The 24,307-nt window shown below is 72.3% G+C and carries 22 protein-coding genes; 14 read left to right on the forward strand and 8 right to left on the reverse strand.

Features of this window, described 5'->3' with window-relative positions; translation table 11 throughout:
• Window positions 1-8 precede the first annotated feature (8 nt).
• Window positions 9-926 (reverse strand): ROK family protein, encoded by a 918-nt coding sequence (locus R9X44_RS13520; protein WP_319814458.1) that lies wholly within the window; start codon window positions 924-926, stop codon window positions 9-11.
• Between the two features lie 147 nt (window positions 927-1,073).
• On the opposite strand from R9X44_RS13520, the gene R9X44_RS13525 reads away from it, so the two are divergent.
• A complete protein-coding gene (locus R9X44_RS13525; protein ID WP_319814459.1) occupies window positions 1,074-2,522 on the forward strand; it encodes a sulfatase-like hydrolase/transferase in 1,449 nt (482 codons plus the stop codon).
• 3 nt (window positions 2,523-2,525) lie between these two features.
• Here the strand turns inward: R9X44_RS13525 and R9X44_RS13530 are convergent, their stop codons facing one another.
• Complete coding sequence (locus R9X44_RS13530) at window positions 2,526-3,209, reverse strand: GntR family transcriptional regulator (RefSeq protein ID WP_319814460.1); 684 nt, start codon at window positions 3,207-3,209, stop codon at window positions 2,526-2,528.
• Window positions 3,210-3,214: 5 nt separating this feature from the next.
• The gene (locus tag R9X44_RS13535) at window positions 3,215-4,438 is read right to left on the reverse strand and encodes a M24 family metallopeptidase (RefSeq protein ID WP_319814461.1); all 1,224 of its coding nucleotides are present in this window, start codon (window positions 4,436-4,438) and stop codon (window positions 3,215-3,217) included.
• Window positions 4,439-4,668: 230 nt separating this feature from the next.
• On the opposite strand from R9X44_RS13535, the gene R9X44_RS13540 reads away from it, so the two are divergent.
• From R9X44_RS13540 to R9X44_RS13580, 9 genes are all read left to right on the forward strand, one after another.
• Entirely contained in the window at window positions 4,669-6,225 is a 1,557-nt protein-coding gene (locus R9X44_RS13540; RefSeq protein WP_319814462.1) for an ABC transporter substrate-binding protein, read from the forward strand.
• Window positions 6,226-6,230: 5 nt separating this feature from the next.
• Complete coding sequence (locus R9X44_RS13545; RefSeq protein WP_319814463.1) at window positions 6,231-7,280, forward strand: ABC transporter permease; 1,050 nt, start codon at window positions 6,231-6,233, stop codon at window positions 7,278-7,280.
• Window positions 7,277-8,137, forward strand: a complete 861-nt coding sequence (locus tag R9X44_RS13550; RefSeq protein WP_319814464.1) for an ABC transporter permease — start codon at window positions 7,277-7,279, stop codon at window positions 8,135-8,137. The genes R9X44_RS13545 and R9X44_RS13550 overlap by 4 nt, the downstream gene beginning before the upstream one ends.
• Window positions 8,134-9,156, forward strand: a complete 1,023-nt coding sequence (locus R9X44_RS13555) for an ABC transporter ATP-binding protein (protein ID WP_319814465.1) — start codon at window positions 8,134-8,136, stop codon at window positions 9,154-9,156. Before R9X44_RS13550 ends, R9X44_RS13555 begins: the two co-directional genes overlap by 4 nt.
• On the forward strand, window positions 9,153-9,956 hold the full coding sequence (locus R9X44_RS13560; protein WP_319814466.1) for an ATP-binding cassette domain-containing protein: 804 nt from the start codon (window positions 9,153-9,155) through the stop codon (window positions 9,954-9,956). Before R9X44_RS13555 ends, R9X44_RS13560 begins: the two co-directional genes overlap by 4 nt.
• Window positions 9,953-11,053: a sugar phosphate isomerase/epimerase family protein gene (locus R9X44_RS13565; protein ID WP_319814467.1), complete on the forward strand. Its 1,101-nt coding sequence runs from the start codon at window positions 9,953-9,955 to the stop codon at window positions 11,051-11,053. Before R9X44_RS13560 ends, R9X44_RS13565 begins: the two co-directional genes overlap by 4 nt.
• A gap of 11 nt (window positions 11,054-11,064) precedes the next feature.
• Window positions 11,065-12,498 (forward strand): FAD-binding oxidoreductase, encoded by a 1,434-nt coding sequence (locus R9X44_RS13570; protein WP_319814468.1) that lies wholly within the window; start codon window positions 11,065-11,067, stop codon window positions 12,496-12,498.
• Window positions 12,491-13,546 carry a sugar phosphate isomerase/epimerase family protein gene (locus R9X44_RS13575; RefSeq protein ID WP_319814469.1) on the forward strand — a complete coding sequence of 352 codons (1,056 nt, stop codon included), beginning with the start codon at window positions 12,491-12,493 and terminating at the stop codon, window positions 13,544-13,546. Before R9X44_RS13570 ends, R9X44_RS13575 begins: the two co-directional genes overlap by 8 nt.
• Before the next feature lie 140 nt (window positions 13,547-13,686).
• Window positions 13,687-14,178, forward strand: a complete 492-nt coding sequence (locus R9X44_RS13580) for a hypothetical protein (protein ID WP_319814470.1) — start codon at window positions 13,687-13,689, stop codon at window positions 14,176-14,178.
• Between the two features lie 4 nt (window positions 14,179-14,182).
• On the opposite strand, the gene R9X44_RS13585 is transcribed toward R9X44_RS13580, so the two are convergent.
• The gene (locus tag R9X44_RS13585; protein ID WP_319814471.1) at window positions 14,183-14,815 is read right to left on the reverse strand and encodes a uridine kinase; all 633 of its coding nucleotides are present in this window, start codon (window positions 14,813-14,815) and stop codon (window positions 14,183-14,185) included.
• Window positions 14,816-14,974: 159 nt separating this feature from the next.
• Between R9X44_RS13585 and R9X44_RS13590 the strand changes: the two genes are divergently transcribed.
• Window positions 14,975-15,394 (forward strand): YciI family protein, encoded by a 420-nt coding sequence (locus R9X44_RS13590; RefSeq protein WP_319814472.1) that lies wholly within the window; start codon window positions 14,975-14,977, stop codon window positions 15,392-15,394.
• A gap of 20 nt (window positions 15,395-15,414) precedes the next feature.
• Entirely contained in the window at window positions 15,415-16,713 is a 1,299-nt protein-coding gene (locus R9X44_RS13595; protein WP_319814473.1) for an RNA polymerase sigma factor, read from the forward strand.
• Here the strand turns inward: R9X44_RS13595 and R9X44_RS13600 are convergent.
• From R9X44_RS13600 to R9X44_RS13615, 4 genes are read right to left on the reverse strand one after another with little or no spacing between them, the layout of a single operon-like run.
• Window positions 16,688-17,227: an isochorismatase family cysteine hydrolase gene (locus tag R9X44_RS13600; protein ID WP_319814474.1), complete on the reverse strand. Its 540-nt coding sequence runs from the start codon at window positions 17,225-17,227 to the stop codon at window positions 16,688-16,690. The two genes, R9X44_RS13595 and R9X44_RS13600, sit on opposite strands and share 26 nt — an antisense overlap.
• Window positions 17,228-17,272: 45 nt before the next feature.
• Window positions 17,273-18,943, reverse strand: coding sequence for a class I adenylate-forming enzyme family protein (locus tag R9X44_RS13605; RefSeq protein WP_319814475.1), 1,671 nt, complete (start codon window positions 18,941-18,943; stop codon window positions 17,273-17,275).
• A 28-nt stretch (window positions 18,944-18,971) separates the two neighbouring features.
• Window positions 18,972-20,165, reverse strand: coding sequence for a MaoC family dehydratase N-terminal domain-containing protein (locus R9X44_RS13610; protein ID WP_319814476.1), 1,194 nt, complete (start codon window positions 20,163-20,165; stop codon window positions 18,972-18,974).
• An 11-nt stretch (window positions 20,166-20,176) separates the two neighbouring features.
• On the reverse strand, window positions 20,177-21,160 hold the full coding sequence (locus R9X44_RS13615) for an MDR family oxidoreductase (protein WP_319814477.1): 984 nt from the start codon (window positions 21,158-21,160) through the stop codon (window positions 20,177-20,179).
• A 677-nt stretch (window positions 21,161-21,837) separates the two neighbouring features.
• On the opposite strand from R9X44_RS13615, the gene R9X44_RS13620 reads away from it, so the two are divergent.
• A complete protein-coding gene (locus R9X44_RS13620) occupies window positions 21,838-23,442 on the forward strand; it encodes an SMP-30/gluconolactonase/LRE family protein (RefSeq protein WP_319814478.1) in 1,605 nt (534 codons plus the stop codon).
• Window positions 23,443-23,447: 5 nt separating this feature from the next.
• Window positions 23,448-24,296 (forward strand): SDR family NAD(P)-dependent oxidoreductase, encoded by an 849-nt coding sequence (locus tag R9X44_RS13625; protein WP_319814837.1) that lies wholly within the window; start codon window positions 23,448-23,450, stop codon window positions 24,294-24,296.
• The last annotated feature ends 11 nt before the right edge of the window (window positions 24,297-24,307 follow it).

Below are 24,307 nucleotides of genomic sequence, written 5' to 3' on the forward strand. Positions count from 1 at the left end.
GGGCGGGGTCAGGTGAAGGTGAGGGCGGCCGCGCCGTGGAGTCCGGCGGTGCGGTGGAGGGTGGTGGGGGAGACGGTGAGCCTGGCGGGGAGGGCGGCGCGGAGGGGTGGGAGGAGGAGGTCGGAGGCCGCGGCCAGGCCGCCGCCTATCACCGTGTGGGAGAGGTCAAGGAGCGTCGCGGTCGTGGTGATGACGGTGGCCAGGGCGGTCGCGGCTTCGGTGAAGGCGGCGAGGGCCTGGGGGGACCCTGCGCGGGCCGACTCGGCGAGGGCGCGGGCGTCAGGGTGGGGGGTGGTCGGGGTCCAGCCCTTGGCCAGGGCTCGGCGGACCATACTCGGGCCGCTGGCTACGGTCTCCAGGCAGCCGGTCTGGCCGCAGGGGCAGGGATCGCCGGACGGGTCGACGACGATGTGGCCGAGAAATCCCGCGTTGCCCGCCGCGCCGAAGTAGGGGCGGCCGCCGAGGACAAGGCCGCCGCCCACGCCGGTGGAGACGACGATGCCGAGGAGGTCGTCGTGGCCGGTGCCGCCGCGCCACCATTCGCCCAGCGCCATGCACTGGGCGTCCCCGGCGAGCCGGACGGGGCGGCCGGGGAACCTGCGCGCGACCTCCGCGACGAGCGGGAAGCCGCGCCACGCCGGGATGTTGACGGGGCTGACGGTCCCGGCCAGCGGGTCGAGCGGCCCCGCCGAGCCGATGCCGACGGCCTTGACCGGCTCGGACGCGATACGGTCGAGGAGTGCGTGGAGCGTCGCGGTCGGGTCGTCGCCCACGGGCAGTTCGCACGGCTCGCCAAGGGTGCCGTCGGGTTCGGCGAGCGCCGCGGCGAACTTGGTGCCGCCGATGTCGATCGCGAGAGCGGTCATCGGGCCGTGCCCTTCTTGTAGGTCGCCGGTGTCGCGGACCAGCGCAGGATAGGCGTTCACCGGCGTTCCGGACGAACCGGCAGTCCCCTCCCACCCGGCGGTTTGTCCTGCGCCGCGACGATCATGGCGGTATGGTGCCCGGGATTCTTTCCGGTATCCGAGGAGTTCCCGTGCCCGTCCCGTCGTCCGCCGTGGAGGTCCGCCGACGTGGGTGAGGCGGTGTGGGAGCGTCGGCGGGTGCTGACGGGGCTCGGCGCGCTCGCGCTCGGCGCGGCGGGATGCGCGGGGGCGACGCACACGCCCGCGCCGCCGCCCTCGGTCCCGCCCGTGCGGCGGCCGAACTTCGTCGTCGTCCTCGCCGACGACCTTGGCTACGGCGAGCTCGGCGGCTACGGGCAGACCAAGATCGCCACCCCGCACCTGGACAGGCTCGCGGCCGAGGGCCTGCGCTTCACCGACGCCTACGCCTCGGCCCCCGTCTGCGCGCCGGCCCGCGCGTCGCTGTTCACCGGCCTGCACACCGGGCACAGCCCCGTCCGGCGCAACCCGCCGCGCACCGGCGACCTCGCCCTGGGACGGCTGCCCACGATAGCCACGCTGCTCCGCGACCTCGGCTACCGGACCGGCCTGTTCGGCAAGTGGGGGTTCTCGCAGAACGCGCCGGGCCCCGACCACCCCAACGAGCACGGCTTCTCCGAGTTCTTCGGCTACCTCACCCACCGCGCGGCGCACGACTACTACCCCGAGCGCCTGTGGCACAACAAGGACGAGATCCACTATCCGGGCAACACCGGGCGCGAGGGCGTCGAGTACGGTCCCGAACTCGTCATGCGGCACGCGGAGGCGTTCCTCGACGTCCGTTCCGACGAGCCGTTCCTGATGTTCGTGACGCCGAACCTGCCGCACGCCCCCGCCGTCGCACCGGACCTCGGGCACTACGCGGTGACCGACTGGACCGACCCCGCCAAGGCGCACGCCGCCCAGGTGACGCTGCTCGACTCCTACGTCGGACGCCTCCTCGACCGGCTGCGGGCAAGCGCGCTAGACCGCGAGACGGTCGTGATCTTCAGCAGCGACAACGGCCCGCACGAGGAGGGCGGCGTCGACCCCGACTTCTTCAAGGCCGCTGGCCCCTTCCGGGGATACAAACGCAACCTGTACGAGGGCGGTATCCGGGTGCCGCTCATCATCTGGTCCCCGCACCTGCTCGCCGGGTCGGCCGGACGCAGCACGGCGCGGCCCGCCGTCCACTACGACATGCTGCCGACCCTCGTCGACCTCGCGGGCGGCGTGCGGCCGGACGGCCTCGACGGCGTCTCCCTGCGCGGCCTCCTCACCGCCCACGGCGACGTGCCCGAGGACCGGCCGCTCTTCTGGTTCCGCACCCACTTCGGGACGACGCCGTCGCAGGTCGCCGAGGACCGCGGCCGCGGCGATCGGACGGCCGCCGCGACACGCCAGGGCAGGTGGAAGGCCGTCGGCTTCGGCCCTGGCCGCGAGTACCGTCCGCCGGGCCCCGACTGGCGGTTCGAGCTGTACGACCTCGCCACCGACCCGGCCGAGACCACCGACCTCGCCGCCTACTACCCCGAGATCCTGAACCGGCTGACCGCCTCGGTCCACGCCGCCTGGACCGACCCCGCGGTGGCCGTCTGACGCCTAGTCCTCCTTGAGGAGCGGCCGCAGCACCTTCATCGCGTTGATGCGGGAGCGGCTGATCTGCGCGAACGCGACGGCGGCGGCGAGGTCGGGGTTGCCGCTGGCGATCGCGTCGCACAGCTCGCGGTGCTTGGCGAGCTGCGAGGCGGGGTCGCGCGACGGCAGCTTGCGGAACAGCCATCTGACGCGTCCCGCGATCGACCTCATCAGGCTCTCCAGGATCGGGTTGCCCGACAACGCGAGCACCTCGTGGTGGAACGCCGCGTTCGCCGCCTCGAGCGCGAGCCGGTCGCCCGCCTCGGCGGCGGCCTCGGCCCGCGCCATGTGGTCGAGCAGCGAGGTCTTGACGCCAGCGCCGAGCCGCCGTGCCGCAAGGCGCGCGGCCTGCACTTCCAGGGCCTCACGGACGTCGAAGAGGTTCTCGGCCTCGCTCAGGGTCAGGGTGCTCACCATCGCGCCGCGCCGCGGCACGAGCCTGACGAACCCCTCGGTCTCCAGCATCAGCAGCGCCTCGCGGACGGGGATGCGCGAGACGTCGAGGCGCTGGGCGAGGTCGCGTTCGCGCAGCCAGCTGCCGGGCTCGAGTTCGTCGGCGATGATGAGCTCACGGATGTGGTCGCAGATCTGCTCGGGCAGCGACTTCAGCTCGCCGCCCCGCACGCCCGCCGCCGCGGTGGTCTCCATGCCGGTCAGACTACGTTCAGGCGGGTGCAGAGGGAGTTCAGTTCCTCGGCCCCGTCCTCGGTGACGAGGACGGTGCCGCCCAGGCACACCCGTTTGCGGTCGCGGCAGGCGTTCGGCTCGAACGCGAACGCGACGCCGGGGGTGATGACGAAGTCGCCGTCACGCGGCGTCGTCGGCGGCAGCGGCAGCCCGGCGAGGCCCGGCTGGGTGTCCAGGCCGACGTGGGTCGCGCTGTTGTAGATGACGGGTGAGACGGTCTGCACGAGCGGGCCCATGTTCCAGCAGCCCGCCTCGCGCAGCGGCGCTTCCATCACCGCGCACAGCTCGGCGAAGGTCAAGCCGGGGCGCAGCGCGGCGACGCCCGCCTTGTAGGACGCGGCAGCGACCTCGTGCAGGAAGGCGTGGTCGTCGTCGGGTTCGCCGAAGAACAGGTCTACCTGCTGCTGGGTCTCGAAGCCGCCGTAGAAGGTGAACAGTTCAGCGCCGAACGCGTCGCCCTTGTCGAGGACGCGGCCGCCGCCGCCCATCCATACCCAGTCCGCGCCCGCCCAGCCGAGCCGCTCAGGACCGCCGCGCTGGGGTCCGCTCAGCCACATGCCGCCGCGCCGCGCGGTCTCGTGCATCCCGGCCGCGACGATCTCGCTCTCCCGCACGCCGGGCGCGGCGGCGGCGATCATCGCGGCGGTGGCGTGCTCGCCGATCTCGGCGGACTTGCGCAGCATCGCGATCTCCTCGGCGGAGTGCACGACCATCACCTGTTCGAAGCGCGCGGACACGTCGGTGAAGACGGCGTCGGGGAGGGCGTCAAGGACGCGCTTCCACGTGTTGTAGGGGATGGTCCCGGCGACGCTCGCGGGCGCGCGGCTGCTCAGCCCGACGACGCCGATCCGCGCGGCGGACAGGCCCTTGTCGGCGACGACGTCGGCGATCCCGTAGGCGCCGCCGGTGAGGCGCTGGTCGGGGACCCACCGCTCGTAGGCGCGGCCGGGGACGTCGTGCCGGCCGAGCGTGGTGTTGCCGCTGCCGACCATCGTGACGGGCTCGCCGTCACGCGGCAGGAGGCACACGCCGCGCGTGCCCTCGTTGGTGAGGTAGCGGTCGAGCTGGTCGCGGCCCATGCCGGAGACGAGCAGGGCGGCGAGGCCGAGGTCGTCCATGAGGGCGCGGAGCGCGCGGTAGCGGCGGTCGCGCTCGGCGAGCGTGAGGGTGGGGAAGTCGGCGTCTGCCACGACGTTCCGCCTTTCTCCGGGAGGCATTTGGTATGCCAGATCCTACGCCGCCCGCCGGGCGCGAAACCAGGCGATCTTCGGCAACTTCCACGTTCTCGCAGGTAGTTAACGTCTTCGAAACACCGAAAGATCGCTTAATTTACACAGACCCCATTGTCTTTGGCCTGAGATTGCGAAGAAGGTATACCAAGCACCCTCAAGCGAGCCCCTCACTCCCCCGGAGGTCGACCATGAACACCCCCCGCGTCAAGGACGTCAGACGCCTCGGCCCGCTCGCCCTGCTGGCCGCCGCCGCGCTCACCGCGTGCACGGCCGGCGGCGGCGGGGCCACCGACTCCCCCGCCGTCCGCGACACCCTCGTGTTCGGCGTCGACGGCACCCTGCCCAACCTCGACCCCGCGCTCGCCGTGAACTCGACGGTCGACCAGGCCGTCGTCCCCATGTACGAGGCGCTGGTCGACTACAGCCCGGCAGGCGAGATCGTCGGCGTGCTCGCGGCCGAGTGGACCGTCGCCGACGACGCCCGCTCGATCGCGTTCAAGCTGCGGCCCGGCGCGAAGTTCCACGACGGCAGCCCCGTCACCTCGGCCGACGTCGCCTACACGCTCGACCGCGTCAGGAAGCTCGGGGTGGGCGTCGCCGACTCCGTCGCCGCCTACGACACGGTCGAGATCACCGACGACACAGCCTTCACGATCCGGCTCAAGACGCCCTCGTCGCTGTTCCTCGGCGCGCTCAGCAAGATCTACGTGCTCAACGCCGACGCGGTCCAGGAGGGCGACGACCTCGGCCAGTCCTGGCTCGCCACGCACGCCGCGGGCAGCGGCCCGTACGAACTCGCCTCCTACGCGCCCAACCAGCAGATCGAGTACCGCCGCGTCGAGGGCGCCGACCCGAAGATCGCCAAGAAGGTGATCTACCGGCTCATCCCCGAGAGCGCGACCCAGCGCGACGAGCTGGCCAGCGGCAACATCGACGTGTCCGACGCGATCGACCCCATCGACGTGCCCAAGTTCGAGGCCGACGCGAACCGCCAGGTCGTCAGGTTGAAGAAGCCGCAGGGCCTGTACGTCTTCTTCAACACCCGGCAAGGGCCGACCGCCGACAAGGACCTGCGCGAGGCGATCCGGCTGTCCTACGACTACCAGGGCCACGCCGACACGATCCTGCGCGGATTCGGCGGCGTCGCCTCGGGCCCGCTGCCCGACACCATGGGCTGCCGCGCCGACATCGCGCCCGCCCGCCAGGACCTCGCCGCCGCCAAGGCGCTCGTGGACAAGTCAGGCCACAAGGGCGTGAAGCTGACGATGGCCTACCAGTCGATGTTCACCGAGCACGCCGAGGCCGCGACCGCGCTCCAGTCGTCGCTCAAGGAGATCGGGGTGACGCTCGAACTCAAGCCGGTCACTTACCCGAACTTCATCGCGTCGCTGAAGAAGGTCGAGACGACCCCGCAGCTGTCCCTGCTGTGGGACAACCCGCCGACCCCCGACCCCGGCTCGCTGCTCTACCGGACCTACAGCTCCAAGTTCGTCGGCTCGGGCACCAACTACGGCCAGTACCGCAACCCGAAGGTCGACGCGCTGCTCGACAAGGCGGTCGAGAGCGGCGACGCCGACGTGCAGTGCGCCGCCTACAAGGAGGCGCAGACCCTCATCGACGCCGACGCCGCGACCATGAACATCGCCGACCACGAGACGGTGGTGGTCGCGCCCAAGGGCGTCACCGGCATCGAGTTCCACCCCGCGCACGTCGGCTACGTCCCGCAGACCTACAAGGTCGGCTGACCACGATGGAACGGCGTCTGACACGCTACGCGCTCCACCGGCTCGGCCTCGCCGCGCTGTCGGTGTGGGGGCTCGCCACGCTCGTGTTCTTCATGATCAAGGCGATCCCCGGCGACGAGGCGCAGAGCGCCGCGGGCATCACCGCGACGCCCGAGCAGGTGGAGGCGGTCCGCGAGCGGCTCGGCCTCGACCGTCCGCTGTACGGGCAGTACCTCGCCTACCTCGGCAGGCTGCTGCACGGCGACCTCGGCAGCTCGATCTTCACGTTCCGGCCGGTCACCGCCGACCTCGGCGCGGCGCTGCCCGCGACGGTCGAGCTCGTCGCGACCGCGCTGGTGCTGCTCGTCGCGCTGAGCATCCCGATCGGGGTGCTCGCGGCGGCCCGCGAGCGGGGGCGTGCCGACGCCGTCATCAGGCTCGGCGCGATCGCCGGGGGCGCGCTGCCGCTGTTCTGGCTCGGGCTGTTGCTCCAGCATGTGCTCGGCGCGCGGTGGGGGCTGCTGCCGATCTCCGGCACCCGCTCGCTCGGGATCGAGGTGCCGCGCGTCACCGGCCTCGCGACGCTCGACGCGCTCCTCGCGGGCGACCTGTACGCCTGGTGGGACGCGGTGCAGCACCTCGTCCTTCCGGCCGCGACGCTGTCGGTGCCGTTCGTTGCGTTCGCGGTACGGCTCGTGCGGTCCAACATGATCACCGCGTTGGACGCCGACCACGTCGTCATGGCACGGGCGAAGGGCTCGGCACCGCTGCGCGTGCTGTTCCAGCACGGGCTGCGCACCTGCCTCGGCCCCGTGGTGACCCTGTTCGGGATGCAGGCCGGGTGGATGGTCGGCGCTGCGGTCCTTGTCGAGGGCGTCTTCGGACGGCCCGGCCTCGGCGCGTACCTCACCGAGGCGGTCCAGCAGAAGGACACGTTCGCGGTCCTCGGCGTCGTGCTGTTCACCGGCGTCACGATCACCCTGGTCAACCTGCTGGTCGACCTCCTGCACCTGCTCAGCGACCCGCGCGTGCGCGCCGCGCGGTTCGGCGCCGCGCCGATCGGAGCCAAGGCATGACCGCCCCCGCACTCCCCCGCCGCGCAGTCCTACGGCTGCCTTCCCTGCGCGGGTATCCGCCGCTCGACCGTGCCGCGTTCGCGACGGTGGGCCTGCTGCTGTTCGTCGTGGCGTTCGGGCCGCTGCTCGCGCCGCACGACCCCTACTCGGTCGATCTGGGCCGGGCGCTGCTGCCGCCGTCGGCCGAGCACTGGTTCGGCACCGACGCCTCGGGCCGCGACGTGCTCAGCCGCGTCCTCGTCGGCGCGAGGCCCACCATCCTCGGCTCGCTGACCGCGGTCGTCGCCTCGGCGCTGATCGGTGTCACGGTCGCGGCGGTGGCGACGCTGTCGCCGCGCTGGCTCGATGAGGCGCTGATGCGGATCTGCGACGTCGCCCTGTCCCTGCCGATCATGGTGATGGCGCTCGGCATCTCCGTCGCGCTCGGCCCCAGCCTGCGCTCGGCGATCATCGCGATGCTGCTGTCGTGGTGGCCGAGCTTCGCCAGGCTCGCCCGCGCCGAGATGCGCACGACGATGGCCGCCACCTACGTGGAGGCCGCGCGGATCACCGGGGTCTCCCGGTGGCGGCTGATGACCCGGCACGTGCTGCCCAACTCACTCGACAGCGTGTACGTGCAGGTCACGCTGGAGATCGGCGGCGCGACCCTGATCATGGCCGGCCTGTCGTTCGTCGGCGCGGGCGCACAGCCGCCCAGCGCCGAGTGGGGCGCGATGGTCGAGACGGGGTCGCGTTTCCTCACCAGCGCCTGGTGGACCGCGGTGGTCCCCGGCGCGGTCATCGCGCTCACCGCCCTGGCGTTCGCCCTCGCCGGGGACGCGCTGCGCGCCCGCACCGACGGCCGGGAGGCCCGATGAAGACCCAACAGAAAGCCGTCCCCGCAGCCGCTGACACCGGTTCCGCTCCGCTGCTCGACATCCGGGGCCTGACCGTCGACTTCCCCTCGGGCCGGGGCGGGCGGGTGCGGATCGTGCGCGGCCTCGACCTGACCGTCGGACGCGGTGAGCGTGTCGCGCTCGTCGGCGAGTCAGGGTCGGGCAAGTCGGTGACGGCCCGCGCGCTCCTGCGGCTCGATCGGCACGCGGTGCTCGGCGGCGAGGTCCGCTTCGGCGGCCGTGACCTGCTGGCGCTGCGCGAACGCGAGCTGCGCGCGGTCCGTGGCGCGGGCGTCGCGCTGGTGATGCAGGACCCGCAGACCACGCTGAACCCCGTGGTGAGCGTCGGTGACCAGCTCATCGAGACGCTCACCCAGCGCGGCGTGCCGCGCGCGGCGGCCAGCGCCAAGGCGCGCGACACGCTCGACAGGCTCGGCGTGGCGCGCGCGGCGGAGCGGCTGCGGGCCTACCCGCACGAGTTCTCCGGCGGGATGCGGCAGCGCGTCTGCCTGGCGATGGCGCTGATCGCCGACCCGCAGGTGCTCGTCGCCGACGAGCCCACGACCGCGCTCGACGTCCGGGTCCAGCAGGCGGTGCTCGACCTCATCGACGAACTCGCCGCGGAACGCGGCATGGCGGTGCTGCTGATCACCCATGACCTCGGGGTCGTCGCCGGGTACACCGACCGCGTCGCCGTCATGTACGCGGGGCGCAAGGTCGAGGACTGCGGCGTCGACGCGTTCTTCGCCGGGCCGCGCCACCCCTACGCGCAGGGCCTGCTGCGGTCGGTGCCGCGCGTCGACCGCGACGTCGAAGCCGACCTCGACCTCATTCCCGGCGTCCCGCCCAATCCGGCCGATCCACCGGGCGGCTGCGCGTTCCACCCGCGCTGTGACCGGTGGGACGAGCGCTGCCTGACCGACGGTCCCGTCCTCGTGCCGCTGCCGGGCGGCCGCTCGGTCGCCTGCCACGTGACGGGCGCGCAAGGGGAGGTCGCGTGAACGCGCTCCTGGAGATCGACGCGCTCAGCAAGGCGTTCGGAACCGTCAAGGCGGTGGACGACGTCACCCTGACGCTCCCCCGGGGCGCGTCGCTCGGCCTCGTCGGCGAGTCGGGGTCGGGCAAGTCGACCATTCTGCGCTGCCTCGTCGGGCTTGAGACGCCCGATGCCGGGACCGTCCGGTACGCCGGGTTCGACGCCGTCCGGGCCGATCGCACGGAACGGCGCAGGTTCCGGCGCGAGGTCCAGATGGTCTTCCAGAACCCGTACGCCAGCCTCAACCCCCGGATGACGGTCGAGGAGATCGTCGCCGAGCCGCTGCGCGTCCACGAGCCGAAGACGGCACGGGCCGAACGGCGCGACAGGGTGGTCGAGGCGCTGGAACGGGTCGGGCTCACCGGGTCGGCGCTGCCGCGCCGTCCCGCGCGGTTCTCCGGCGGGCAGCGCCAGCGCATCGCGATAGCGCGCGCGCTGGTGTCCCGGCCCGAGGTGCTCGTGTGCGACGAGCCCGTCTCGGCGCTCGACGTGTCGGTGCAGGCCCAGGTCGTCAACCTGCTGCGCGGCATGCGCCGCGACCTCGGGCTGACGATCCTGTTCGTCGCGCACGACCTCGCGGTGGTCAGGCAGCTCTGCGACCACATCGCGGTCCTCAAGGACGGCCGCGTGGTCGAGGAGGGCGACCGGGAGCAGATCTACGGCGACCCGCGCCACCCCTACACGCGCGAACTCCTCGCGGCCGTGCCGATCCCCGATCCGGCCGCCGACCGCGAGCGCCGCCGCAGGATCAGGGAGGGCCGATGACCCGGATCGGCCTCGACGTCAAACTCCCGTCGCCGCTGCGGCCCGTGAAGGGCGCGGTGTCGCTGCCGCCGCTGGAGATCCTTGACGAGGTCCACGCGGCCGGCCTCGACGGCGTCCTGTTCCGCACGCTCGCCGAGCTGTCCCCCGGCCTCGACGCCGGATACCTGCGCGAGCTGCGGGAGCGCGCCGACGCCCTCGGGCTCTACCTCGATCTAGGCGTCGGCAAGGTCAACCCGTACATGATCGCCGAGCTGCCCGAGGTGCGGGAGATCGGCGGCGGCAGCTACCTCGCCGGGATGGAGGCGATGATCGAGGCGGCCGCCGCGATCGGCTGCCGCGACCTGTGGACCGCGACCGGCAACTACAAGGCCCACCTGCCCGGCCTGCACGCCACCGACCGGTACCGGGGCGAGGCCCCCTGGCCCGACCAGCTCGCCGCCACCGAACGGTTCCTGCGCGCGCTCGCGCCGTGCCTGCGCGCCAACGGGGTACGGCTCGCGCTGGAGACGCATGAGGAGATCACCTCGTGGGAGGTGGTCAGGCTCGTCGAGAGCGTCGGGCCGGACGTCCTCGGCGTCACGTTCGACTCCGCGAACGTGTACGTCCACGGCGAGGACCCCCTGGCCGCCGCCCGGCGCGTCGCGCCCTACACGCGCGCCACACATCTGCGTGACGTCGCGCTGTTCCACTGCCCCGACGGCCTTAGCCGCTACCTCGTGCCGTGCGGCGTCGGCGTCATCGACTGGGCCGCGCTGCTCGGCGTGCTCGACGGCGTCGAACGGCTGACCATCGAGCCGGCGGGAAGCGGCCAACGTGACATGACGGTGCACAGCGCCCTGCCCGCCTGGCGGGAGGGCCATCCCGACCTCGTCGCGGCGGAACTCGCCGAACTCGACAGCCAGGTAGCCGCCTACGCCGCCCGCGTCGCGGCGGGCACCGCGCCCGGCCGTGACGCCTGGCGCGACGGCAGCCCCTACACCCGCGACGCCTTCACCGCGCTGAGCGCCCGCCACCTGCGCGACGTGCTCGGCCTCCCCCAGCCGGAGGACGCCGCAAGCCTCGGCGGCTTCACCCCCGGCCAGTACTCCACCTCCTGAAAGGACCCCCTGTGAGCGTCTCCACGACCGCCCCCGCCGCCAGGCTCCGCGCCGTCATGGACTGCCCCGTCATCCTGCCCGGCGACCACGGCTACGACCTCGCCAAACACGTCTGGAACGCCGACATCGAACGGGAACCCGCCGCGATCGTCTCCTGCCGCGACGCCGCCGACGTGTCGCGTGCGCTGACCTGGTGCCTGGACCAGGGGCTCGACGTCACGGTGCGCGGCGGCGGCCACAACCTCGCCGGAAGCTCGGTCGCCGACGGCGCGGTCATGCTCGACACCGGGGGCATGCGTGATGTCGTGTTCGACCGGGCTGCCGGGACCGTGCGGGTCGGCGCGGGCTGCCGCCTTGGCAACCTCGACCGGGCGTGCGCGGACGAGGGCGTCGTCGTCCCGGCCGGGACCGTCTCGCACACCGGGGTCGCGGGCCTCACGCTCGGCGGCGGCAACGGCTACCTGTCGCGCATGTACGGGCTGACCGTCGACCATCTGCTGTCGGTCGAACTCGTGCTCGCCGACGGGCGGATCATCACCGCGTCCGACACCGAGCACCCCGACCTGTTCTGGGCGCTGCGCGGCGCGGGCCACAACTTCGGCGTGGCGGTGTCCTTCACGTATCGGTATGTCCCGTTCACCAAGCTCGCGCACGTCAGGCAGGCGTTCTTCGCCACCGACGACCGGCGCGACGTGCTGCGGTTCTTCCGCGACTGGTCCTACGACGCGCCCGACACCGTCGTCACCTACGCCAGGACCGTCGAGGTCCCCGAGTACTGGACCGTCGTGCCGACCGAGCACCGGGGGACCCAGATCGTCAGCGTCGCGACCATCCAGTGGGGCGAGGACGACCCCGCCGTCACCGACCCGATGTTCGCGCAGGCCAAGGCCGTGTGGGACACCTCCTACACGGTCCCCCACGTCGAACTCCAGCGCGCTTGCGACGATGACTTCCGGTACGGAATCCGTCGGTACTGGCGCAACGGCAACCTGCGCGACCTGCCCGACGAGGCCATCGACACGGTGCTGCACTGGTCGGACCGGTATCCGGGGCGGCCGCTCCAGGCGGGGTCGACCATCGCGCCGCACTTCGCCTGCCCGTTCCAGATGTTCCCGCGCGGCGGCCAGGCCGCGCGCGTCGACCCGTGGGCGACAGCCGTGGGCGACAGGGTCGAGGCGCGGTTCATGTCGAGCGCGGGCGCGGAGTGGGTGTTCCCGTCCGAGGGGCCCGAGCTGATCGAGTGGACGCGCGACTTCGACGCGGCGATGGACCCGTACAAGGCCGGGTCGTACGTGAACTTCACCAGCGAGATCGTCAGCGCGATGGAGGCGCGCGACATCTACGGCGAGAAGTACGAGCGGCTCGTGCGGATCAAGCGCGAGTACGACCCCGGGAACGTGTTCCGGCGCGGGCTCGTCGACCTGTCCGGCGGCACGGATGCGTGAGGGCGCGGCCGTCCCGGTGGGGACGGACAGCAGCAAGTTCCCCGGCGCGCCCGAGCAAGGCGCTGCCTGGACGCTCCGTGAGGCGCACAAAGCCGGGCTTGAGGGGGTGTTCTTCCGGTCGGCGCTCGAGCTGAGCCCGACGCTCGATCCCGGGGAGCTGCGCGCGGTCGTCGCGCTCGCCGACGAGCTCGGCATGTACGTCGAGGTCGGGACGGCGAAGGTCAACCCGTTCGCCGCGCCGGAGGCCCCCGAGGTGCGGGAACTAGGAGACGGCGACTACCTGCGCGGGCTGGAGAAGCTGATCGTCGCGTGCGCTCAGGCGGGCGTGCGGGAGCTGTGGTCGGCGACCGCGAACTACAAGTTCGCGCTGCCCGGCAGGCTCGGCTGCGACAGGTTCCGCACCGACGTCACCTGGAGCGAACAGCTCGAGGCGACCGCGAAGGTCCTCGCACGGCTCGGGCCGCTGCTGCGCGACCTCGGCGTCCACCTCAACCTCGAGACGCACGAGGAGATCACCACGTTCGAGCTCGTCCGCCTGATCGAGGACGCGGGACCCGACGCGTTCGGCATCACCTTCGACACCGCCAACGTGCTGCTGCGCTGCGAGGACCCGGTCGCGGCCGCGCACCGCGTCGCGCCATACGTCCGCCAGACGCACGTTCGCGACGCGGCCCTTTTGCTCACGCCCGACGGCATCCGCAGGTTCCTCCTGCCGTGCGGGCAGGGCGTCATCGACTGGGCGGCGCTGCTGCGTCCGCTGGTGGCGCACGCGCCACGGCTCACGCTGTCGATCGAGGGGGTCATGGGCAGGCGCTTCCCGCTGCCGCTGTCGATCTACGACCCGGTCTGGCACGACGGACACCCCGACCTGACCACCCGGGACCTCGCCGAACTCGTCAGGCTGGCCGACGCCTACGGCCGCGACGCGGCGGCGGGCCTCCGGCCGGGGTACGCGCGGCTGTCCGAGCCCGTGCCGGTGGAGGAACGCCTCGCGTTCGTCACCGACAGCGCGAGCCACCTCCGCGCGGTCCTCGCCACCCTCGCCTGACCGGGCAGGGCTCTTCTCCACGGCCCGGAGAAGAGCCCTGCCTACGGCGATCGGCCCGGGTGGGCGGGCGAGATCATCTAGACTTCATGGGCCGTCGGGCGTCGGCGGCGTTCCCGCACTGACCGGAGTTCTACGTCCCCGTGGCTTTCTCGGCTCTTCCCACCCGTCCGCTGCACCTCGTGGTCGCGGCGGCCCTGCCCGTCCTGCTCCTCACCGGCTGCTCCGGCGGCGACGCCGAGGACAAGGCCGCGCCGAAGAAGCCGAAGGCGACGTCCTCCGCGGCCCCCGCCAACGCGTTGGACCGCACCCGCGCGCTGCCCGCCGCGAAGTCCGCCGCGAACCTGCGCAAGATCCCCGCCGAGATCCTCGACTACGAAGTCCAGCCGGACGGCGTGGGCGTCCGGGTCTGGGTGGCGCTGCCGACCGAGAACACCGAGTCCTGCCGGGTCAAGGCAGCCGAGAAGAGCGACGACGTCACCGTGACCGTCACCCTCTGCTTCCCCAAGGACGCCGCGCCCCCGGCCGAGGGCTCCTCCCCCACCGCCTACGTCGACGTCCCCCTGAAGGCCCCGCTCGGCGACCGGGCACTGCTCGACTCCACCGGCCTCCTGGTCCCCGACCTGCCGTCCTGAGCCGTCAGTCCGCCGCGACGACCAGGGCGGGGTGGCGCGGGTCGTCGGCGGTGACGGCGACGTCGGCGACGGCCACGGGATCGACCTCCGCCCGGTACCGGTCGAACGCCGGGAGCGTCCAGGCCGCCTCGGGCGGGGTCCGACGGGCAAGGGCCGCCCGCGACAGGCTCAGATGGACGGTCAGGTCGAAGGGCAGCCAGCGGCCCAGGAGCAGCGGGCCGTCGAGGAGCAGCACGCCGCCTTCGGGAAGGTCGAGGTAGGGGGCGCGGGTGGCGCGGTCCCGGTCGGCGTCCCACAGGCTGGGGAGGATCTTGCCGGTCCCGCCCGGCTCCAGCGGCCCGAGGACCTCGCGGTCGAGGGCGCGCGCGTCGAGCCAGTCGTCGTAGAAGGCGTCCGGGTCCTCGCGGCCCATCTCGAGGCGCAGGGACGCCGGGCGCAGGAAGTCACGGGCCGAGACCCGGGCGGCCGCGCGTCCTGACGCGCGCAGCGGCGCCACGAGGGCGTCCGCGAGGTCCCCGGGGCGTGCGGCGTCGGCGCCGTCGAACGCGACACGCACCCTGTGGTCGCGGGGGAACGCGGTGATCCGCGCGCACAGCTCGGCCACGAGGCGGTCCGGGGAGATCGGCCGAGCACGCATACCGCCATTGTCCCCCGCGCCGCCGGGAGACGGGTGGGGCGGGAGGCGCGGAAAAAGTCCCGCGAAAAAGTTCGGGAGCCGTGTCGATCCGCCGCGGGTGCCGTTCGACCTAGGGTGGAAGGGTCCGGAAGGGGCCCGGACACAAGAGGAGACGAAGCCATGAAGTACATGCTGATCATGCGCGCGACCGACGAAGCGTTCGCGAAGATGGGCGAGGTCGACTTCGGCGAGATGCTGGAGACGATGGGCAGGTACAACGACGAGATGATCAGGGCGGGGGTGCTGCTGGCGGCCGAGGGGCTCGACGACGCGGCCGAGGGCGTCGTCGTCGACTACTCCGCCGAGCCGCCGATCGTCACCGACGGGCCGTACGGGGAGACCAAGGAGCTGTTCGGCGGGTTCTACATCCTCAACGTCGCCTCCAAGGAGGAGGCCGTGGAGTGGGCGAAGCGCTCGCCGATGTCCGGCCCGGGGTTCAAGACCGAGATCCGCAGGGTCACCGGCATCGACGAGTTCCCGCAGGACAACATCTGGATCCAGAAGGAGCGCGCGTGGCGCGAGCAGACCGGCCAGCTCTGACCGGCCGATGCTGAGGGCCCATGAGCACCGCCCGTGAGGCCGTCGCCGCGGTGTGGCGGATCGAGTCGGCGCGGATCGTCGGCGCGCTCGCCCGCTACACCGGCGACCTGTCGCTCGCCGAGGACCTCGCCCAGGAGGCCCTTGCCGAGGCGCTGGTGAGCTGGCCGCGCGACGGGGTGCCGCGCAGCCCGGCCGGGTGGCTGCTCACCGTCGGCCGCCGCCGCGCGATCGACGGGTTCCGCAGGCGCGCCGCCCTTGACGACAGATACGCCGCCCTCGCCCGTGACCTCGGCGAGGGCGGCGCGGTCGCCGGGGGCGCGCCCGCCGACCCGGCGCGGGCCGCCGAGGAGGTCCTTTGGGACCCAGACCGCATAGACGACGACGTCCTCGCGCTGATGTTCGTCGCCTGCCATCCCGTGCTGTCGCGCGAGTCGCGGGTGGCGCTCACGCTGCGCGTCGTCGGCGGCCTCACCAGCGACGAGATCGCCCAGGCGTTCCTCGTGCCCGCCGCGACCGTGCAGGCGCGGATCACCCGGGCGAAGAAGGCGCTGGGCTCGGCGGGCGTCCCGTTCGAGGTGCCGACGGCCGACGAGCGGGCCGTCCGGCTCGGCTCGGTGCTGAACGTCATCTACGTGATCTTCACCGAGGGCGCGTCGGCCTCGTCAGGGCGCGCGGTGATCAGGTTCGATCTCGCGGGCGAGGCGCAGCGGCTCGCCCGGGTGCTGGCCAGGCTCGTCCCGGACGAGCCGGAGGCGCACGGCCTCGTCGCGCTGCTTGAGCTGACCGCCGCGCGCTTCCCCGCGCGCACGGGCCAGGACGGCGCTCCGGTGCTTCTTGAGGACCAGGACAGGGGCCGCTGGGACAGGTCGGCGATCGGCCGTGGCCGGGCCGCGCTCGCCCGCGCGCTCGCGGCGGGCCGTGGCCTCGGCGCTTACGGGCTCCAGGCGGCGATCGCCGAGTGCCACGCCGTCGCGCCGTCGGTCGCCGAGACCGACTGGGCGCGGATCGTGTCCCTGTACGAGGCGCTGGGCGGGCTCGCGCCGTCGCCGGTCGTGGCGCTGAACAAGGCCGTCGCGGTCTCGATGGCGCAGGGGCCCGAGGCCGCGCTTCCCCTGGTCGACGCCCTCGCCGCGGCCGGCGCGCTCCCGCACTCGCATCTGCTGCCTTCGGTGCGCGGCGAGCTGTTCGTCAGGCTCGGCCGTCCCGAGGAGGCGGCCACCGAGTTCGAGCACGCGCTGAAGCTGTGCGGCGCGGAGAGCGAACGCGTCGTGCTGCGCCGCAAGCTCGCCGCGCTCAGCCGAAGCAATCCTGAGCCGTGACGAGCTCGGCCCGCATGTTCCGCCGCATCATCCGCAGCGCGGCTTCGCCGAGTTCCGGGTCGATCGCGGCGACCGCGTCGGTGACGACGGACACCGACAGGTGCCGGATGTAGGCGTCGAGGGCGGTGTAGAGGACGCACTGTTCGGTGACCTGGCCGGTCAGCAGGACCTCGTCCACCTCCTTGCGGCCCAGCAGGTACTCGAGCGGCGTCCCGTAGAACGCGCTGTGCCTGATCTTGGTGAGGAAGTCGCAGTCCTGCCCGGGCACGAGGGGTTCCACAAGGTCGGGACGCTCCCCCTTCAGTGCCCGTTCGACGAGTTCGTCCCGGGACGCGGTGAAGTCGCCGAGGTTGTCGTTGACGTAGACGATGAACGCGTCGTCGGACTCCCGCGCCCTGCCCAGCAGCCCGGCCAGGGGTTCGACAATTCCCGCGACGCTCCCCTGCAGCACCTCGGCGTCCTCGTGCCGGTACGGGTTGAACATGTCGATGACCAGAAGCGCGGTGGTTCCCATGGGTCTGACCGTTCCCGGCCCGCGCGGTCCTCACCCGCGAGCGCGTCAGCCGAGGCGTGCGGCGGCGAGGGCGCGCAGGTCGGAAGACTTGATCTTGTTGCTGCCGGTGAGGGTGAGATCGTCCTCGGTGAAGTAGAGGATGTGGCGCGGCACCTTGTAGGCCGCCAGCCGGGTCCGCAGGTGGGCGCGCAGCTCGTCGGTGTCGGGTTCCGGGCCCTGCGGCACGACGCACGCGACGACGACCTCGCCGAGCGTGTCGTGCGGGACGCCGACGGTCTTGGCGACCTTCACCGACGGGTGCGCGGCGAGTGCCTCGTCCACCTCGAGCGGTGAGACGTTCGCGCCGCCGGTCTTGATGAGGTCGGTGAGACGGCCCTCCCAGAACAGGCGGCCCTCGGCGTCGAGACGGCCGCCGTCGCCGGTCGGGAAGAAGCCGTCGGCGTCGAGGGTCTCGTCCAGAGGTGTGCCGAGGTAGCCGAGCATGAGGGTCGGGCCCTTCACGCAGATCTCGCCGTGCTCGCCGCGCGGCACGACCGCGCCGGTCAGCGGGTCCACGATCTTGACGGTGACGCCCGGCAGGGGCAGGCCGCTGCTGCCGCCGTGCACCTCGTCGGGCGTGTTGGCCGGGTAGCAGGTCGAGATGGTGAACGTCTCGGTGTTGCCGTAGGCGCGGCCCGGCTCCGACCAGTCGGCGGTGACGGTCCTGTGCCGGGCGGCCGGGGTCGCCCTGTCCACGAACACCAGCGCGCTCAGGTCGGTGTCGTCCCAGCCCCGCGCGCTCGCCAGGTGCGCCCACTGGTGCGGCCACGCGACGGGGAACGTCACACGCTCACGCGCCATGAGCGCGAGGGCCGCGTCGGCGTCGAAGACGCGTTGCAGCACGAGGCTGCCGCCCGCCGCGAGGGTCGCGCCGAGCGCCTGCCCGAAGTTGCCCGACCAGAAGAACCCGTTCGCCGTCCAGCAGCGGACCGTGTCCTGCGGCCCGAACCCGAACATCCGCCGGAACCGCCACATCTGGACTGTCACGCCGCGGTGCGCGCTCAGCACGCCCTTCGGCTTGCTCGTGGTGCCGGAGGAGAAGAACACCACCGCCGTGTCGCTCGGCTTCACCGACTCGGCTGTCGCGTCCACAAGCGCGCTGGGCACGTCGCCGCCTCGGGCGAGGAACTCCGCCCAGGTCTCGACGCCGGGGGCCGCGTCGCCGACGACCGCGAGACGCCGCAGGAACGGGAACCGCGTGGAACGCAGTTCGCCGCCCCCGGCGATCCCCGGTTCGAGCTCGGTGAGTACCGCCGCGAAGTCGGTCTTCTGCACCCGCCGCTCGAACAGCAGGAACGACACGCCGGAGACCTTGAGCAGGTGGTCGAGCTCCGACGGGGTCGAGAACGTGCTGAGCGTGACCGCGACGCCCCCGGCCAGCGCGGTGCCGAAGACCGCGGCGAGCCATTCCGGCCGGTTCGTCATCAGGACGCCGACCCGCGCGCCCTGCCCGAGGCCCGAGCCGCGCAGCGCGCGGGCGACCTCCACCGCGCGCTCCCACAGGTCGGCGTAGCTCCAGCGGACGACCTCGCCGCTGAGGTCGTCATGGAAGACCAGCGCCTCCCGCGCGGGGTATGCGGAGGTGACCTCCCGGAGGAACCCGGGGAGGGTGAGTGCGCCGAGGCCGGGTTCTGCGTCCAGCGGCGGGCCTGCGGAAATTGAGAGTGCGGGGGTCATCGCGCGCCTGCTCCTTGGGGGGTGGGGGTCAGCGGGGCAGTTCGACCTCTGCGGTGCAGTCCACGAGGACCGCGCCGTTCTGGTCGGTGAGGCGGAGCTTCACCTGAACGAGCGGGACGCCCCAGGCCGACGCGGGGTCCTTGCCGACGACCTCGGCGTCGAAGTACGTCACGTCGCCCTCGAAAGCAGGCGCGCGGAAGTCGGCCTTGGAGTGCCTGACCATGCCGTCGTGTCCCGCCCAGTAGGCGAGGTAGTCGGTGCACCAGGCGCCCATGGTCGCGCCGTAGCCGTAGGCGCGGGCCATGCCCACGTCCCCTGCCTTGTCCGCGTCGATGTGGCCGCGTGACGGGCCGACGTACAGGCCGTCGCGTTTGCGCGGGTCGATCTTCGCGCCCTCCTCGTCGAAGCCGAAGCCGGGGCCCCAGCCGGGGTCCTGGTTGATCCACGGGTCGGCGATCCCGGGCGGGGCCGTCCAGTGGAAGGTGCCCCAGATGTTGAACAGGAAGGCCCGGTACTCGGTGGTGAAGCTGGCGATGCTGTGCGGGCCGATGACGCGGCGCGGGAGTGTGTCGCCGACCTTGACCTCCTCGAAGCGCGGGGAGACGCCGAGCCGGTTGGACATGATCCACGCGTGCCTGAGCTCGGCGACCTCGTCAAGCTCGGCCTCGGTCCAGCGCTTGATCTCGGTGATCCTGTCGTCGTACATGCCGCGCTTCTTGGCCTCGGCGAACAGGTAGCGGATGGCGGTCGAGCGTTCCCTGGCGACGACCGCGCCGTGCTGGTTGGTGTGCACCGTGTCGCCGCGCGAGAACATGGTCGGGCCCGCGAACTTCGTCTCCACCACCTTGTAGTCGTGGAAGCGGCGGTCCTGAAACAGCTGGTCGCCTGGCCTGACGCGCGGGCCGTAGAACCACCACTCCTCGCCGCCGAAGATCAGGTGGCTGCCGGGGATGTGGCCGACGCATGCGGGCTGCGCGCCGTGCCCGTAGTCGAGCCCGACGGCGATCGACTGCGGCGCGACGATCCCGCCGAACCGCGACTCACGGGCGAACTCGGTGTCCCAGTGCAGCGGGTTCGGGTAGTCCATCGCCATCACCCAGCGGCGGACGTCGGACGCGCTGCACGGCTCCCACAGCTGACCGCCGCCGACGGGACGGCCGACACGGTGATCGACGTCGGACAGGTCGAGCGTCACGGGGGTGTCTGTCATGCGGTCTGTCATGTCGGTCCTCCTCACCGGTTGACGTTGACGATGACGCGGCCGCGGATCTTGCCGTCGAGCAGCCGGGACGACGCCTCGATCGCGTCGGCGAGCGTGATCTCCTGGGCGATCGCGTCGAGCGCGGCGGGGTCGAGGTCGCGGGACAGCCTGTCGTAGGCGGCGAGCCTGCGTTCCCTGGGCGCCATGACGCTGTCGACGCCGAGCAGGCTGACGCCGCGCAGGATGAAGGGGGCGACGCTCGCGGGGAAGTCCATGCCCTGGGCGAGGCCGCAGGCGGCGACCGCGCCGCCGTAGCGGGTCTGTGCGCAGGCGTTGGCGAGGGTGTGGCTGCCGACGGAGTCGATGACGGCGGCCCAGCGTTCCTTCTGGAGGGGTTTGCCAGGCTCGGTGAGCGCGGCGCGGTCGAGCACGGTCGTCGCGCCGAGGCCGTGCAGGTAGGCGGCCTCGGCGCGCCGGCCGGTGGAGGCCGCGACGTCAAAGCCCGCCTTGGCCAGCAGCGCGATCGCGACGCCGCCGACGCCGCCGCCCGCGCCGGTCACCAGCACCTCGCCCTGGTCGGGACGGGTCCCGTGGGCGAGCAGCGCGTCGACGCACAGGCTCGCGGTGTAGCCGGCCGTGCCGATCGCCATGGCCTGCCGCGCGGTGAACGCCTCGGGCAGCGGGATCAGCCAGTCGCCGTTCACGCGGGCGCGCTGGGCGAGCCCTCCCCAGTGGGTCTCGCCGACGCCCCAGCCGTTGAGCAGCACCCGGTCGCCCGGCTTGTGGCCGGGGTGGGAGCTTGCGCTGACGGTGCCGGCGAGGTCGATGCCGGGGACCATCGGGAACTTCCGGACGACGGGGGACGCGCCGGTGATGGCGAGGGCGTCCTTGTAGTTGAGCGTGGAGTACTCGACCTCGACGGTGACGTCGCCGTCGGGCAGGAGGCCGTCGTCAAGGGCGGCGACGCCGACCCTGCGGCCCGCCTCGTCCTTCTCGATCAGAACCGCGGAGAACATGGGGTTTCCTACCTATCCGGCTTTGGGGAGGAGCGCACGACGGCCCGCTTCTCCGACCTGTCGACACTTACGCTCGACGCGTCCTGAATTATTTTGATCTCATTATCGAGAACATAATTCTCGTGCGTTTCGGGATTCAAACACGGCATGGTCCGGGCGTCAACCCGTCGCGCGCCGACCCCTCGGCCGCCCGGCCGCCGACGCCGACACCGGGCTGATCCGCACGCCCCGGGAGCGCCCGCGCCGCGTCCGGAACGGAACCCGACCCAGATCCGTCGCCGACACCCCGACCGCCCATCCCCGCACCGAAGCTCAGCAGAGAACCGTCTCTGACCTGGTATTTCATCGCGTATCGAGCGACCGAGCAGCATCCCTGAGCGCACACCCGACCCGGAATCTATCTGTTGAATCCTTATAAGGATTGTGATAGCAAGGGGTTCGGTACGGCGGTCGCCGACTCCCCGCGACGGCCCGTCGGGCCGACCGCACGACCACCGAACACACCGCCCCGCGCGCGTGACCACAGCCAGAAATCCCCCTATTGCCCGACCTCTCCGACCGGTGTTACGTTCGCCACGGTGAGAGCATCATTCTCAATTGAGATAAGAAACCTCTCATCACATTTTCCCCAGCCGCCACCCCGCATTTGCTCGAATGCCCCCTGGGAGCGAGTTCGCATGTCACAGCACAGCGCGCGTTACACCGGCCCCGCCTCGACCACGTCGGCGGAGGGCTGGACCCTTGCGCGGATCACCCCGCCGAGCCGGCTGTTCGGCGCGAACGGCCTGCGCACCGGCCCCGACGGCCGCGTCTACGTCGCGCAGGTCGCCGGAAGCCAGATCAGCGCGCTCGACGTCGACACCGGCGAGCTGCACACGGTCAGCGCCCAGGGCTCGCAGATCGTCGCCCCCGACGACCTCGCCTTCGACGCCGCGGGCGACCTGTACGCCACCGAGTACTACGACGGCCGGGTCAGCGTGCGCTCCCCCGACGGCGGCGTCCGCGTCCTGCGCGACGACGTGCCTGGCGCGAACGGCATCACCTTCCACAACGGCAGGCTGTTCATAGACGAGTGCCGCATCGGCGGCCGCCTCCTTGAACTCGACCTCGCCGGGGGCGCGCCCAAGGTCCTCGTGGAGAACCTGCCGATGCCGAACGCCCTCGAGGTCGGCCCGGACGGCAAGCTGTACTACCCGGTGCTGGGCACGAACGACATCTGGCGGATCGACCCCGACGGCGGCGCGCCCGAACGCGTCGTCGGCGACCTCGGCGTCCCCGACGCGGTCAAGTTCGACGCCGACGGCTTCATCGTCTCCACCCAGGTCGCGACCGGCGAGGTGCTCCGGATCGACCCGCGCAGCGGCGACCGCACTGTCCTCGCGACCATCGCCCCCGGCCTTGACAACCTCACCTTTGTGAACGGCCGCCTGTTCGTGTCCGGCTTCACCGGCCAGATCACCGAGGTCTTGAGCGGCGGCGCGACACGTCAGGTGCTGCCCGGCGGCCTCACCTGGCCGCTCGACCTCACCGTCGGCCCCGACGGCACCCTGTACGTCTCGGACGGCACCTACTTCTACGCCCGCACGTCCGAGGGCCTGCGCACCCTCGGCATGCTGTTCAGCCCGGGATGGCCCGGCTACATCCGAGGCGTCACGGCCGACGGTGACGGCGCGTTCGTCGTCACCACCTCCAACGGCCAGATAGCGCGCTGGCGGCCCGCCGAAGGCGAGCACGACATCCTCGCCGGGGAGTCCGCGCCGTTCGACCAGCTCTACGGCGTCGCCCTCGCCCCCGACGGCGCGGTGGTCGCCGCCGAGCTCGGCACCGGACGCGTCGTCTCCGTCCGCAACGGCGTCGTGGAGACCCTCGCCTCAGGGCTCGACCGGCCCACGGGCGTCGCGTTCACCCAGGACGGCGTCCTCCTGGTCTCCGAGGCGGGCGCGGGACGCGTCGTCTCGATCACCGCCAAGGGCGTCGACACCGTCGCCGACGGCCTGGAGACCCCGCAGGGCATCCTCGTCAGAGGCGGCCGCCTCGTCGTCGTTGACGTCGGCGCGAAGACCCTCCTGGAGATCGACCTCGACGGCAAGGTCCGCCACGTCATCGCCCGCGACCTCCCGGTGGGCGCGCCGATCGGCGTCGACCCCAAGCCGCTGCACGGCCTGCCGCCCTTCACCGGCCCGCAGGGCCTGTTCGCCGGGATCGCCGCAGGACACGACGGCACCCTCTACGTCTCCGGTGACGCCGAAGGCAGCGTCCTCGCCTTCCGGAAGGAGGCGTGAGCCCGATGACCCACGACTTCCTCGGCATGGCGGGCCGCGTCGTCATCGTGTCCGGCGCGGGCGGCGGCGGCATCGGCACCACGGTCACCCGGATGGTCGCCCAGGCCGGCGCGACGGTCATCGCGGTCAGCCGCTCCCAGGACAACCTCGACACCCATGTCGCGCCGCTGGCCAAGGAGGGCCTGAAGGTCGTCCCGGTCGCCGCCGACGCCGCCACCGACGAGGGCATCGCGACAGCCATGAACGCCGCCCGCGCGGCTGACGGCGAGCTGTACGGCCTGGTCAACGTGGCGGGCGGCGCGGCGCCGTCGGACTGGCGGCCGGCCACCCGGGTCACCCGTGAGTCGTGGCGCGCGCTGTTCAGCCAGAACCTGGAGACGATGTTCTTCATGAGCCAGGCCGTCGCGGCCGAGCTGAAGACGCACGGCCGGCGCGGCTCGATCGTCTCGGTCTCCTCGATCAGCGGCATGAACACCGCGCCCTTCCACATCGGCTACGGCACGGCCAAGGCGGCGCTCGTCGCGGCGACCAGGACCATGGCGGTCGAGCTCGCGGCCGACGAGATCAGGGTGAACGCCGTCGCCCCCGGCGTCACCGCGACCCCGGCGTCGCTCACCTACGTCGAGGCCGACCCCGAGCGCGACGCGCGCGCGATCGCGATGGGCAGGCGCGGCAGGCCCGAGGAACAGGCCGGCGCGATCCTCTTCCTGCTGTCGGACCTGTCGTCCTACATCACCGGCCAGACCCTCCTCGTGGACGGCGGCCTGAACCTGAAGTGGACGTGGCTGGCCGCCGACAACACCTCGCTGTTCCTCAAGGACGAGGCGTTCCGCGCCGAGATCACCCGCTTCTGAGCTGGAGGAAG

The sequence above is a fragment of the Actinocorallia sp. A-T 12471 genome (assembly GCF_033875155.1).
Taxonomy (GTDB): Bacteria; Actinomycetota; Actinomycetes; order Streptosporangiales; family Streptosporangiaceae; genus Actinocorallia.